This window comes from Sphingobacterium alimentarium, assembly GCF_004342685.1.
GTDB classification, from domain to species: Bacteria; Bacteroidota; Bacteroidia; order Sphingobacteriales; family Sphingobacteriaceae; genus Sphingobacterium; species Sphingobacterium alimentarium.
Genome location: NZ_SMBZ01000063.1, coordinates 1 through 12,531 on the forward strand (window position 1 = coordinate 1; position 12,531 = coordinate 12,531).

Below are 12,531 nucleotides of genomic sequence, written 5' to 3' on the forward strand. Positions count from 1 at the left end.
CAGGATTATTTTTCTGCTGGATAATAGTGGGAATATCGCTTAGCACCAAACTAATAATATACAAAAGCGCAAAATATAGATGACCTATCTGGCCATTTGCTGCCACAAAATATTGCTCCAAAGCAAATCCAAAAAAGTAGAATGTAAACATGTTAAAGAGCAAATGGCCCCAATCGGCATGAACTAATCCACTTGTGAAAACAGTATAAGCTCGAGCTCTATCCCGCTGTATACCATAAGGATGAAGCATCATTTTTCCTAGGATATGCGGATATGAAAAAGCATAAATGCTGGTTGCTATGGTTATAGCAAATATAAAACTCGCCACCGGCGTATTTAGAATATAATTTTGAATCATAGAATATTAAAATCGGTCTTCAATGAGGAATACGTATAATTCCTTAGGGCCATGAGCTCCTAATACTAACATCTTTTCAATGTCAGCCGTACGGCTAGGTCCAGTGATAGTAGAAAGCATAGATGGCAAATCTTTACCATATTTATCTTGAATTAGATTCATGGCATGACGGATATCCATTACCAGCTGAGAAGCCTTGGCCAAGACAATATGTATAGGTGGATAAATGCTTAAGCGTCGCCCTGCAGCATTTGCATTAGAAACCATAATACTACCATTTCGAGCGATTAATGCCTCGCAGGTGGTGATTCCAACTTCTGCCGCACCGAAATCACGGTCCGAACTCAAATAAGGAAATCCATAAGTTTGTAGCAACTCCTGGACCGCAGGCTCCCAAGCGTGAATCTTGCTGACTTCAAGCTCTTCCACCAATGCAATTAAATTCTCTATTAAAGAGATTTCGCCATCACAATACACAAACTTGCCAGAAACGCTGGTAAACTCACGCGCAAAAGTGACATCCAGCCCTTCCTCCTCGTCTTTGTAGATTTGAGAGTCTTCAAAGTCAGGATGTGGGTTATCGCGCTTTTGAAGTAAAGCCTGCCTTATGCTTTTCAGCATGCGTTCTTTGGTAGTCGTATTGCGAATATTCATGGCAAATAAAACAGGTGTACCTAGGGTACACCTTTATAGTTTAATTTTCTTCTTTATTAATTGGTGATGAATCGTATTCAGGTTTACTGCTTTGCTCGGGAAGTGGGGGTAAAGGCAACTCTGTCTGAGGTACGCCACCGCCATCTGCTCCACCATTAACAAATTCATCGTATGTGGTTCTATTAGCAAAAGGTCGTTTACCAAGAATCTCTTCTAAATCTGCTTGGAAAAGAATTTCTTTTTCAAGAAGCTTTTCTGCTATTTTGATGAGTCCCTGTTGGTTCTCCAATAACAATTGTTTAGTACGATCATACACCGCAGCTATCAGTACTCTAACTTCTTCGTCAATTAATTGAGCGGTTTGATCCGAATATGGTTTTTGGAATTGAGATTCACCAGAACTATCGTTAAATGACACATTTCCTACTTTATCATTCATACCATATACCGCAGTCATCGCATATGCCAGTTTTGTGATACGTTCTAAGTCATTTTGCGCACCCGTACTTATTCGTCCAAAAGTAATATCTTCCGCAACACGACCACCCATCGTCATACACATGCTGTCAATTAACTGCTCTGTGGTGTATAAAAATTGTTCTTTGGGAAGGTATTGCGCATAACCTAATGCCGCCACACCACGAGGCACGATGGAGACTTTTACTAGTGGATCTGCATGTTCTAAAAACCACCCTGCTATAGCGTGACCCGCTTCGTGATAAGCTACTATTTTCTTTTCCTCAGGGGATATTATTTTATTCTTTTTCTCAAGACCACCAATTACTCTATCAATGGCATCTTGAAAATCTTGCATATCTACTGCAGGCTTGCCTTTACGGGCTGCGATCAGTGCAGCTTCATTACAAACGTTGGCAATTTCTGCTCCTGCAAAACCTGGTGTCTGCGCAGAGAGCTTCTTCGCATCGACTTCTTCTGCTAGTTTTATAGGCTTTAAATGTACATTGAAAATATGCTCACGGCCAATTAGATCCGGCTTATCAATGGAAATCTGTCTATCAAAACGTCCAGGACGCAGCAATGCCTGATCTAAAACGTCCAAACGATTTGTCGCTGCTAGTATGATTACACCTAAGTTGGTACCGAAACCGTCCATCTCCACCAATAATTGGTTCAATGTATTTTCACGCTCGTCGTTACCCCCCATTACTGAATTTTTACCACGTGCACGGCCAATAGCATCGATCTCATCAATGAAGATAATACATGGCGCTTTCTCTTTTGCTTGCTTGAACAAGTCCCGCACACGAGAAGCACCTACACCTACAAACATTTCAACGAAATCAGAACCTGAAAGCGAGAAGAAAGGCACTTGAGCTTCACCAGCTACAGCTTTCGCAAGCAACGTCTTACCCGTTCCTGGAGGGCCTACTAATAGTGCTCCCTTAGGAATTTTACCACCTAAGTCCGTATATTTTTTTGGATTTTTTAAGAAATCCACAATCTCCATCACCTCAGTTTTTGCCTCTTCCAATCCCGCTACATCATTGAATGTGATATTGATTTGCGACTCTTTATCAAATAATTGTGCTTTGGATTTACCAATATTAAAGATTTGACCGCCTCCAGCGCCTCCGCTACCCATTCTACGCATTAAAAACATCCAAATGGCGATGATAATGATAAGTGGAAGAATAAATGAGATGATGCTGCCCCAAGGATTGGTTTTTTCACCCCACTGCGGGGATAATTTCGGTGTACCCTCAGGCAATTGTGCTTGCGATTCATTCAGCTTTTGACTTAATATATCGGCAGACCCTTCAGTAAATACATACTGTGGCCCTTGAGAAGAGCTTAACCCAATTTTATTATCAGCGGGAGCGATGTCCTTATATTTAGGGTCATCTTTCAGCTTTTCTGGCTTAATATAAACCTCAACTTCGTATATACTACCATTTTTTAAAGCGACTATTTTCTGCACATCACCAGGAAGTAACATTTCCTGCTCGAATTTTTCATAGGTAATCTCTTTGGTTCCGCCGCCGCTATATAGGAAATTCAGGGCGAAAAAACCAGCAATAATAGCTATATAAACCCAAATCATGTTAAATTTAGGTGGCGTTGGTGTTACCTTTTTACTCGGAATTTTTTTCATTATATAATTAACGTATCTTATCTATAAACAACTATTTACGCACTTTTGAAGCTTTCCACTTTGGCATCACCCCAAAGGTCCTCCAAACGATATCTATCTCGGGCTTCGGTTTTGAATATATGAACCACCACATCAACGAAATCCAACAAAATCCACTCGCCATTACCTTGCCCCTCTTTATGCCAAACATTTTGACCGAATGCTTTATATACTTCGTCCTCCACGCTTTGGGCGATGGCATTTACCTGAACATTGCTATCCGCATTACACACAACGAAATAATCAGATAGTGTAGCATTCACTTCTCGCATGTCCATTTTTAAAATCGAATGAGCTTTTTTCTCCTGCATCCCGAACACCACTATATCTGCCAATTTGTTAGACAATTCTGAATTTTTCTTTTTACTCATTAAGAAATATTATAGTTTTACTCTAATTTTAAATATTTATCATTTTGCAAAATAACACTTTTTTTAATGATTCCGGCCCAAATAACATAATTGTTATTGACCAAGTAGCATCTACAAACGATTATTTAAAGAATCTATTGACAAAAGTCAAGCCACTTGCACCCTATACTGTCATAATGGCAAAAAATCAGACAGCGGGTAAAGGGCAGCGTGGCAATAGCTGGTCGAGTGCCCCTGGATTAAATCTCACAGCAAGCTTTCTGCTCACTCCAGAGTGCCTTCCAATCTCTAAACAATTTTTATTAACGATAGTTTCAAGTCTTTCTGTGTATGATGCCATTGAGCAGTATGTTCCTACAGGAATATCGATAAAATGGCCTAATGACATACTTATCAAAAATAAGAAAATAGCAGGGATTTTAATTGAAAATAAAATCGCTCAACAGCAAATAAAGCATAGTATTGTAGGTGTAGGCATAAACGTTTTGCAAACTGAATTCCCCCATGACATAAAGAACAAAACGACATCTCTAACCCTGGAAACTAGGGACAAGAATTTGCAGATTATGCAACTGGCATACAGCATACAGCATAATTTAAAAAAATACCTCCCTGTTTTGGAAGTCCAGCCTCAAGATTTAATAAATAGCTATAATGAAAAATTATACAATAGAGGTATAAGTAGCTTATATGAGTACCATGGACAAGAGGTAATAGGTAAAATAAACCAAGTAGATATGGACGGTCTATTGCAGATAGAAATTAATGGGAATCTCAAAAAAATAGATTTAAAAGGAATTGCTTACAAATTATAGCAAAGAGTTTACGCGAAATTATATTAATAACTGTAAATTCGCATTAAACTTTAAGTGATGTTTCATGTCTTAAACTAAGACGAATTTGAATTATATGATGAAAAAAATAGGTTTATTACTTGCTGCGGTGGTGTTGACATTATCGGCAGCAGTGGCTCAGGTACTGACGCCTGTAAAATGGCAAGTGGCTTCTAAGAAAATAAATAGTAAAGAAGCAGTAATATTGATTAAAGCTACTATCCAAAATGGCTGGCATATCTATGGACAAAATGTACCCGATGGCGGCCCCATACCTACATCTTTCAGCTTTAAACCATCTAAGGATTTCTCATTGAATGGGAAACCCCTTGAAAGTGTGAAAGCAAAAACCAAATACGAAGATGTGTTTAAAATGAATGTACCCTATTTTAACAATGAAGTGGTATTTCAGCAAAAAGTAAAATTAACACGCAATCAAGCCACTGTCAGTGGCACGGTGGAATTTATGGCATGTGACAAGACGCAATGTTTGCCACCGGATGAATATAATTTCACTGTAGCAATTAAGTAAAATTATTGTATTCCTATATAAAAGGCAGTTAATTAACTGCCTTTTTTTTTATTTTTACACCTTACCAAAGTGAATATATCATAATGAAAACCTTTTTGTTTTCTTTCCTTTTTTTACTGTTTTTCAGTGTACCTCATCAAACGATCGGTCAAGATACATTAATCAATTTTGATGATGTGGAGTTTAGCGACGGTCAGTCGAGCGAAAGCACTGTGGCTGGGCAGGCGGACACGACCGAACTAGTTAATTTTGACGGTGTAGTATTTTCCGATGGTGTGGATTCCGCAGCGCAGGATTCTACTGTGGAAGCTGCTGTAGTGGCATCTTCCGATCAAGGCTCTACTCCACAGGCTTCACTGTGGAAGATTTTTGTCGCCGGTGTGCTGGGTGGTTTTGCAGCATTTTTTATGCCTTGTATCTTCCCTATGGTGCCGCTGACAGTGAGTTTCTTTACCAAGAAAGCCGGTTCACGTTCCAAAGCGATCACTCAAGCGCTGCTGTATGGACTTTCCATTATTGTCATTTACGTGGCTTTGGGTATGCTCATTACCATCGCTTTTGGTCCTGAAGCACTCAACGAGCTCTCTACAAACGGCATTTTCAATTTCTTTTTCTTCCTACTTTTGGTGGTCTTCGCGACTTCCTTCTTAGGGGCTTTTGAGATTACCCTGCCGAGTTCTTTTGTCAACAAAATAGATTCCAATTCGGATAAAGGCGGACTAGTAGGCCTATTTTTTATGGCTGCCAGTCTGGCTGTGGTTTCCTTCTCCTGTACTGGTCCGATTATCGGCACTTTGCTGGTGGAAGCTGCCACACGTGGCGAACGCTTAGGTCCGGCGATCGGGATGCTCGGATTTTCTATGGCGCTGGCCATTCCATTTGTGCTCTTTGCGATGTTCCCGTCCATGTTGAAGTCTCTCCCTAAATCAGGCGGATGGCTCAACAGCGTGAAAGTGGTGCTCGGCTTTTTGGAACTGGCGCTGGCGCTGAAGTTTCTGTCCAACGTGGACCTAGCCTACAATTGGAACTTCCTGGACAGAGAGGTCTACCTGGCTTTATGGATTGTGATATTCGGACTTTTGGGACTCTATCTGATTGGCAAGATCAAATTTTCGCACGACAGTACGCTAGAATACCTTTCTGTGCCGCGCACGATGCTGGCTATACTGGTTTTCACCTTTGTGGTGTATATGGTGCCGGGCATGTGGGGTGCTCCGCTGAAAGCGATATCGGCATTCTTGCCACCTATAGGCACACAGGACTTTGATTTGACCTCAGGCGTATCCACTGGACATAGCGCGCAGTCGGCTGAGGCCTCCTCGCGCAAGCATTATACTTATTTTCACAGCAAAGCCACCATCAAGGGCATGGATCCGTATTACGATTACCAGGAAGCACTGGCGGCCAGCAAAGCACAGAATAAACCGCTGATGCTGGACTTCACGGGCTGGAACTGTGTCAACTGCCGTAAGATGGAAGCGGAAGTGTGGAGCGCACCGAAAATCAGAAACTTGATAAACGAGGAATTTATATTGGTGGAGCTGTATGTGGACGACAAAGTGCTGACGCTTCCTGAGAATGAGCATTATATCTCGCCTTCCACAGGAAAGAAAGTCAATACGGTATCAAAGCGCAATGCGGACCTGCAGATCACCCGATTCAACAGCAACTCGCAACCATTATATGCTTTATTGGATAGCGATGGCCAGTTATTGGTTCCTACCAGCGGAGCTGTGTATGATATAGACAAATACGAGGCTTTCCTGCGATCGGGACTAGAAAAATTTAAATCAAAGCAACCAATCAAATAATATAATTACAATAAAATAAGGTAGATATTGATATATTTGTAAGATATGGGTAAAATTAAAAATATTGGAGTTTTAACCTCAGGAGGAGATTCACCCGGTATGAATGCCGGTATTCGTGCGGTTGTACGTGCAGGAATATACCATGGGCTGAATATGTTTGGCGTCAAAAGAGGCTATGATGGCCTAGTAAATGGTGAGATAATACCTATGGATGCTAAATCCGTAGCCAATATTATTCAACGTGGAGGCACGATATTAAAAACAGCACGTAGCGACGAATTCAGAACCTATGAAGGACGTAAACAAGCCTTCGAAAATATTCAGAAATTAGGTATTGACGCTTTAGTAGTTATCGGCGGGGACGGCACCTTTACGGGAGCTTCCAAATTCATTGAGGAATTCGACATTCCCATTATTGGTATGCCCGGAACTATTGACAATGACCTTGCGGGAACGGATTTTACAATAGGATACGATACGGCGATCAATACTGTTGTTGACGCGGTGGATAAAATACGTGATACGGCAGAGTCTCACGACCGCCTATTTGTGATCGAAGTTATGGGCCGTGACTCTGGGCTGATTGCTCTACGTTCGGGAATAAGCACAGGCGCCGAAGCGGTGTTGATTCCAGAATTGGAAGTAGACTACAATGCGATTATGAAACGTTTAGACAGCACGCGTAAAAACAAATCCTCTCGCATTATCATTGTTGCCGAGGGTGACGATGAAGGAGGTCTAGTTGTAGCAGACAGAATAAAAGAAAATTTCCCTCATTACGATGTTCGCGTGTCCATCTTAGGACATATACAACGCGGTGGTAAGCCTTCATGTATGGACCGTGTTTTAGCCAGTCGTCTAGGGGTGGCGGCAGTAGAAGGTCTATTAGAAGGCCGAAGAGGAGAAATGGCAGGTCTTATATGCGGAGAGATCAAGTATACACCTTTTAACAAGGCCATAAAACATATTGATAAGATCAATACCAACTTGACAAGAATAGTAGAGATACTATCCTTATAAAACATAATAAACCCTCCTAGTAATACTAAGAGGGTTTATCATGTTTATACAAACAATTACTTCATTAGCTCGCTGCCAACTCAAATACGGTAATCTCCGGAAGAATCCCCACGCGACCTGGGTAACCTAAGAATCCAAAACCTACGTTGACATACAATTGCTTTTGCTGCTGCCTATATAAACCCGCCCATTCATTGTAAATATATTTGGCCGGGCTCCACTGGAAATGTTCTCCACGGATACCAAATTGCATACCATGAGTATGTCCAGCAAACATAGCGTCTACACTTGTATCGAGCACCTGTGCACGCCAATGTGAAGGGTCATGTGATAACAGTAAGCGTACTGCTTTATCTTGGGTGCCCATTAGAGCTTTCTGCAGGTCGCCTTTTTTTGGAAAACGGCCGGTTCCCCAATTTTGTACGCCAACTATGGATAGCTCGTCTGCACCAACCTTAATAGTACGATTCTCATCCATTAATAAATCCCAGCCCATTACTTTTTGAGCCTCGATCAGATCTTTGAGGTTTTTATTTTTGGCTGCACTTTCTTCTTTGCCGTAATAATAATCGCCATAATCATGATTTCCCAAGACAGAATATACGCCCAGATCAGCTTTAAGTTTGGAAAAGATATCTTGATAATTACGTAGTTCACTCGATACATTATTCACCAAGTCTCCTGTGAAGAAAATCATATCTGGCTTTTCTCCCAACACCATTTCAATGCCGCCCAAAACAGCTTTCTTATTGTAAAAAGAACCTGTATGTACATCGGAGATTTGGGCAATCTTCAGTCCATGGAAAGCTTTGGGCAGATTGGGTAGCACCAACTTTTGTCTTCGAACTTGATAATCGTATGCCCCGGAAATTATTCCCCAAGAGAGCGGAAATATGGGAAGCGAAGCCACTACAATTCCTGATTTTAATAAAAACTCTGATCTAGAAATACCGTGCGTAGGTACTTCGGGTAAAGGTTTTTCTAACTCTTCAATACGCTTTTTAATGTTTGAGGTCGGCTTGCGTGTAAAAAGCCTGGTCAACCAAATTCCTCCTCGACGCAGATCATCTAACAATAAAATAAATGTATAGATGAATTTGCTAATAGCTGTCAGGAAAAAGGCAACCAAGATAATAGAGCGGTATGCTAGGGGAATATTATATTTAAAAGAAATAAATAGACCGATGAAGAGCAGGAGTGAATATCCCCACCAGAGATAGGTAAACCATTTTTTCTTGGCAAATTCAATTTTCGTGGATCGAAGTGCAAAAAATATATAAAAATCTAATAAGAATAAAATTACCGCGTTAATTACAAGCATCGATTTATGTTTAATTAGCTAATACCAGGCTCTTAAGAGACTGTATCCATTTGGGATCATCGTTTAGACTTTCTACCATCACTACTTCTTCCCCCCCCAGCTCTTTGAATTCTTCGGCATACTCGACTTGTATCTCATCTAGGGTTTCAATACAATCGGAAACGAATGCTGGACTAAATACTAACAAACGTTTTACTCCCCTGCTAGCTAACGTATGCAAAGCATCTGAAGTATAGGGCTGAATCCAAGGTGTCTTGCCCAGGCGAGATTGAAAACAAACTGTATATTTATCTTCCGAAAGCCCTATTTTTTGAGCAATTGCTCGCGTTGTGGCATAGCATTGGGATAAATAACAAAATGGATTTGTAGATTCTTTACAGCTGTCACATCCGTGATCCGGACATTTCAGCTCTCCTGTAGGATCAACTTTTCCCAACTGGCGCACTGGTAGGCCGTGGTAACTAAATAATATATGATCAAAAGAGTGAATATCGTGGCGTCTGCCGTGATCTGCAAAGGTCTCGATCATCAAAGGATCTTCACAAAAACTATTGACAAAGGAAACTTGAGGAATATATTGCCAGCCTCGCATTATCTCCATTACTTTGTCGATTACCGATCCCGATGTGGCTGAAGCATATTGAGGGAAAAGCGGTATAACCTTGATGCTTTCCAGCAGCATGCTTTCCATCTTTTTCAAAGCAGATTCAATGGAAGGATTCTGATACCGCATAGCTAGTTCCACGTGGTATTCCTCCCCTAATTCTTGTTGCAACATTTGCTGTTGCAAGAGAGAATAATACATCAAAGGTGATCCGTTCTCATCGTCCCAAATAGTCGCATATGTTGCTGCAGATTGCGCCGCACGTTTTGGAACAATCACTCCTTTGACCAATAGATTTCTTCCCAGCACTGGAATATCTATAACGCGACCATCCATTAAAAACTCTGTAAGATATCGTCTAACCTCGGGAGTAGAAGGAGCATCAGGAGTCCCCAGCTGCACCAATAAAACACCTTTTTTTCTTTGATTATTCATTGGAACAAAAATAAGCAATAATTATAATGAGCCTGTCTCAGAGCTAGAAAATGATAATATGATGACTAGTTTACAACTGTTCTAAGGCATGTTTTACATCTTTCATCAACCACATCGGCGTTGAGGTGGCTCCACAAATTCCAATAGTCTCTCCCTGATTAAAAAGAGCGCTTTCTAGTTCCTGGGGGCCAGAAATAAAATAGGACTGGGGGTTGGCGGCTTTACATACATCATAAAGCACTTTTCCATTGGAAGATTTTTTGCCTGATACGAATACAATTTTATCATATTGTCTAGCAAAATCACCTAAATCGTCATAGCGGTTGGACACTTGCCGGCAGATGGTATCATTGGCTTGAACCTCATAGCCGCGATTTATCAGTTCCTGCTTGATTGCATAAAATTTGTCAACACTCTTGGTGGTTTGACTATATAGAGTGAATGATGTGGGTAGTTCCACATTATCTAGCTCACCGATATCCTGAAATACAAGAGCCTCATTATTGGTTTGCCCCTGCAAGCCAATAACCTCAGCATGCCCATGTTTACCAAAAATCAAAATTCTCTCATTCTGGTCGTAGGAAGTTTTGATCCTATTCTGCAATTTCAAAACCACCGGGCAAGAAGCATCAATAAGTGTAATATTATTCTCTAGGGCTATTCTATAGGTTTCCGGTGCTTCGCCATGCGCGCGAATAAGTACCTTTTCGTTTTGCAAGGTCGGCAGCACATCATGATTAATGATACGTAGGCCTTTTGCCTTCAGTCGGGCAACCTCTTCATCATTATGCACGATATCCCCTAGACAGTATAGATAGCCATCTTCTTCCAAAATTTCTTCGGCCATATCAATAGCATAGACTACACCAAAGCAGAAGCCAGAATCCTTATCAATAGTAACTTGCAGATTTTTCGACATAATACAAAGTTAGTAAATAACAATTGCTACATGAAATATGTTCAGCAAATTCCTTATAAAAGAAAGACTTGAATATTTCTTTATAATTTTTCGTTTTTCTGTACCTTTGCAAAAAAATTATTGATAATAAGGATATGGCAACTAACAGAACTTTCACGATGATCAAACCTGACGCAGTAGCAAATGGTCACATCGGAGCTATTTTAAACGACATTATTGCGGGTGGTTTTAAAATCGTAGCAATGAAATATATTAAGCTTTCTCAAGAGACTGCAGGTAACTTTTATGCAGTACACAAAGAAAGACCTTTCTATGGTGAGCTAGTAAACTTCATGACATCAGGTCCTATCGTGGCGGCTATCCTGGAAAAAGATAACGCTGTAGAAGATTTCCGCGGATTAATCGGTGCTACTAATCCTGCTGATGCTGCTGAAGGTACTATCCGTAACAAATACGCTAAATCTATCGATGCAAATGCCATTCATGGTTCAGATTCAGATGAAAATGCAGCAATTGAAGGAAACTTCTTCTTCTCTGAGTTCGAAAGATTTTAATAGACCAAGGTTAATAAAATAATGTCTCCTACGTTTGTATCAAAGGATATCTGGAGACATTTATTTTAACCATTAATTCCAATTCATCTTATGGTGAATAGACAAGAGGATATGATTTGTTCCTGCATTCTTTCCTACATGCTGTCTCATAAAGCCTAATTGCAGGCCAATATTTTGCCGAACTTTATATCCCAGTCCAGCATAGGCCCTATTTCGGTCAAAAGTATCAATAGCGGATTGATCCGAAATATTCAGAAATACCTCATCATACAGCGCAAGGTACAAGCCATTTTTATCAAACTGCGAGGCCTTTAGTGGTATATCCACAAACATGCAGTAACGCAGACGACCTCGGAAATCTTGATTTTCGATAAAACGTTCTTCCAGACGGACACGATGACGCCATTTGGAACTCTTCACTGCGTGAGAAAATACACCCTCTTGATATATTCTATGCTCAGCAAATGGACGATTGGGAGATCCTTCGAGTTCGGTATGAATAAAGCCATAGCCTAAGGTTGACTGTAAAGAGGGCTTGAATTGATACTGACCACCTATACGGATTAAGGTTTGATTATGATCGCCTAGAAGTTTATGATCCCGCCACTGGAGTTCATGATGAATACTAAATTTTGATTCTTTGATTTGAGTATTTCCAAAATAAATTAACCAACCTTGTGGGGATTGTGCATTTACATTAAAAAATAGGAGAAAGCTAAAGCAAAACAGTGACGTTAATATTTTCATATCTCTAAAATAAAGAGCCAGCCAATAATATTGTTAAAACTCGCTGTAACAATATTAAAACAAAAAAGTGAGCTAAAAACTCACTTTTTTGTTACTTAAAAACCTCTTTTGGACAAATACTCATATTCCTTGGCGGTCATACGTTCTTTTTCTTGTTTTTTCTTGTCATAATATCCACACAAGTGCAGCACGCCGTGAATGATGACACGATGTAATTCCT

14 protein-coding genes are annotated in these 12,531 nt (G+C 40.4%); 5 read left to right on the forward strand and 9 right to left on the reverse strand.

Annotated elements, in window-relative coordinates; all coding sequences use genetic code 11:
* The 4 genes from EDC17_RS15535 to rsfS form a co-directional block, all read right to left on the reverse strand.
* The coding region (locus EDC17_RS15535) for a rhomboid family intramembrane serine protease (protein WP_132779012.1) at nucleotides 1-358 on the reverse strand (358 nt) is incomplete at its 3' end.
* Nucleotides 359-364: 6 nt separating this feature from the next.
* On the reverse strand, nucleotides 365-1,012 hold the full coding sequence (locus tag EDC17_RS15540; RefSeq protein WP_132779014.1) for a LutC/YkgG family protein: 648 nt from the start codon (nucleotides 1,010-1,012) through the stop codon (nucleotides 365-367).
* A 40-nt stretch (nucleotides 1,013-1,052) separates the two neighbouring features.
* Nucleotides 1,053-3,125, reverse strand: coding sequence for an ATP-dependent zinc metalloprotease FtsH (gene ftsH / locus EDC17_RS15545; RefSeq protein WP_132779016.1), 2,073 nt, complete (start codon nucleotides 3,123-3,125; stop codon nucleotides 1,053-1,055).
* 35 nt (nucleotides 3,126-3,160) lie between these two features.
* Nucleotides 3,161-3,535 carry a ribosome silencing factor gene (gene rsfS / locus EDC17_RS15550; protein WP_132779018.1) on the reverse strand — a complete coding sequence of 125 codons (375 nt, stop codon included), beginning with the start codon at nucleotides 3,533-3,535 and terminating at the stop codon, nucleotides 3,161-3,163.
* 44 nt (nucleotides 3,536-3,579) lie between these two features.
* Between rsfS and EDC17_RS15555 the strand changes: the two genes are divergently transcribed.
* From EDC17_RS15555 to pfkA, 4 genes are all read left to right on the forward strand, one after another.
* Nucleotides 3,580-4,350 carry a biotin--[acetyl-CoA-carboxylase] ligase gene (locus tag EDC17_RS15555; protein ID WP_165894444.1) on the forward strand — a complete coding sequence of 257 codons (771 nt, stop codon included), beginning with the start codon at nucleotides 3,580-3,582 and terminating at the stop codon, nucleotides 4,348-4,350.
* A 94-nt stretch (nucleotides 4,351-4,444) separates the two neighbouring features.
* The gene (locus EDC17_RS15560) at nucleotides 4,445-4,900 is read left to right on the forward strand and encodes a protein-disulfide reductase DsbD domain-containing protein (protein WP_317126066.1); all 456 of its coding nucleotides are present in this window, start codon (nucleotides 4,445-4,447) and stop codon (nucleotides 4,898-4,900) included.
* An 83-nt stretch (nucleotides 4,901-4,983) separates the two neighbouring features.
* Nucleotides 4,984-6,711, forward strand: coding sequence for a protein-disulfide reductase DsbD family protein (locus tag EDC17_RS15565; RefSeq protein ID WP_132779022.1), 1,728 nt, complete (start codon nucleotides 4,984-4,986; stop codon nucleotides 6,709-6,711).
* A 45-nt stretch (nucleotides 6,712-6,756) separates the two neighbouring features.
* Nucleotides 6,757-7,731, forward strand: coding sequence for a 6-phosphofructokinase (gene pfkA / locus EDC17_RS15570; protein ID WP_132779023.1), 975 nt, complete (start codon nucleotides 6,757-6,759; stop codon nucleotides 7,729-7,731).
* A gap of 64 nt (nucleotides 7,732-7,795) precedes the next feature.
* Here pfkA and EDC17_RS15575 read toward each other — a convergent pair whose 3' ends face one another.
* The 3 genes from EDC17_RS15575 to EDC17_RS15585 all read right to left on the reverse strand — a co-directional run bounded on the left by EDC17_RS15575 (nucleotide 7,796) and on the right by EDC17_RS15585 (nucleotide 11,010).
* Complete coding sequence (locus EDC17_RS15575; protein WP_132779025.1) at nucleotides 7,796-9,052, reverse strand: metallophosphoesterase; 1,257 nt, start codon at nucleotides 9,050-9,052, stop codon at nucleotides 7,796-7,798.
* 10 nt (nucleotides 9,053-9,062) lie between these two features.
* On the reverse strand, nucleotides 9,063-10,091 hold the full coding sequence (gene hemH / locus EDC17_RS15580) for a ferrochelatase (protein ID WP_132779027.1): 1,029 nt from the start codon (nucleotides 10,089-10,091) through the stop codon (nucleotides 9,063-9,065).
* Nucleotides 10,092-10,161: 70 nt separating this feature from the next.
* Complete coding sequence (locus EDC17_RS15585) at nucleotides 10,162-11,010, reverse strand: 4-hydroxy-3-methylbut-2-enyl diphosphate reductase (protein WP_132779029.1); 849 nt, start codon at nucleotides 11,008-11,010, stop codon at nucleotides 10,162-10,164.
* A gap of 134 nt (nucleotides 11,011-11,144) precedes the next feature.
* Here EDC17_RS15585 and EDC17_RS15590 point away from each other — a divergent pair, with 134 nt between their 5' ends.
* Nucleotides 11,145-11,564 (forward strand): nucleoside-diphosphate kinase, encoded by a 420-nt coding sequence (locus EDC17_RS15590; RefSeq protein ID WP_132779031.1) that lies wholly within the window; start codon nucleotides 11,145-11,147, stop codon nucleotides 11,562-11,564.
* A gap of 72 nt (nucleotides 11,565-11,636) precedes the next feature.
* On the opposite strand, the gene EDC17_RS15595 is transcribed toward EDC17_RS15590, so the two are convergent.
* Both EDC17_RS15595 and EDC17_RS15600 read right to left on the reverse strand, forming a co-directional pair.
* Nucleotides 11,637-12,311, reverse strand: a complete 675-nt coding sequence (locus EDC17_RS15595; RefSeq protein ID WP_132779033.1) for a DUF2490 domain-containing protein — start codon at nucleotides 12,309-12,311, stop codon at nucleotides 11,637-11,639.
* A gap of 95 nt (nucleotides 12,312-12,406) precedes the next feature.
* On the reverse strand, nucleotides 12,407-12,531 hold a 125-nt coding region (locus tag EDC17_RS15600; RefSeq protein ID WP_207895786.1), incomplete at its 5' end, for an rRNA maturation RNAse YbeY.

Bases quoted from the DNA above. Each gene is read 5' to 3' on its own strand.
- EDC17_RS15595 (WP_132779033.1), bottom strand. From the start codon at position 12,311: ATGAAAATATTAACGTCACTGTTTTGCTTTAGCTTTCTCCTATTTTTT.
- ftsH (WP_132779016.1), bottom strand. From the start codon at position 3,125: ATGAAAAAAATTCCGAGTAAAAAGGTAACACCAACGCCACCTAAATTT.
- EDC17_RS15590 (WP_132779031.1), top strand. From the start codon at position 11,145: ATGGCAACTAACAGAACTTTCACGATGATCAAACCTGACGCAGTAGCA.
- hemH (WP_132779027.1), bottom strand. From the start codon at position 10,091: ATGAATAATCAAAGAAAAAAAGGTGTTTTATTGGTGCAGCTGGGGACT.
- EDC17_RS15560 (WP_317126066.1), top strand. From the start codon at position 4,445: ATGATGAAAAAAATAGGTTTATTACTTGCTGCGGTGGTGTTGACATTA.
- EDC17_RS15585 (WP_132779029.1), bottom strand. From the start codon at position 11,010: ATGTCGAAAAATCTGCAAGTTACTATTGATAAGGATTCTGGCTTCTGC.
- EDC17_RS15540 (WP_132779014.1), bottom strand. From the start codon at position 1,012: ATGAATATTCGCAATACGACTACCAAAGAACGCATGCTGAAAAGCATA.
- EDC17_RS15575 (WP_132779025.1), bottom strand. From the start codon at position 9,052: ATGCTTGTAATTAACGCGGTAATTTTATTCTTATTAGATTTTTATATA.
- rsfS (WP_132779018.1), bottom strand. From the start codon at position 3,535: ATGAGTAAAAAGAAAAATTCAGAATTGTCTAACAAATTGGCAGATATA.
- EDC17_RS15565 (WP_132779022.1), top strand. From the start codon at position 4,984: ATGAAAACCTTTTTGTTTTCTTTCCTTTTTTTACTGTTTTTCAGTGTA.
- pfkA (WP_132779023.1), top strand. From the start codon at position 6,757: ATGGGTAAAATTAAAAATATTGGAGTTTTAACCTCAGGAGGAGATTCA.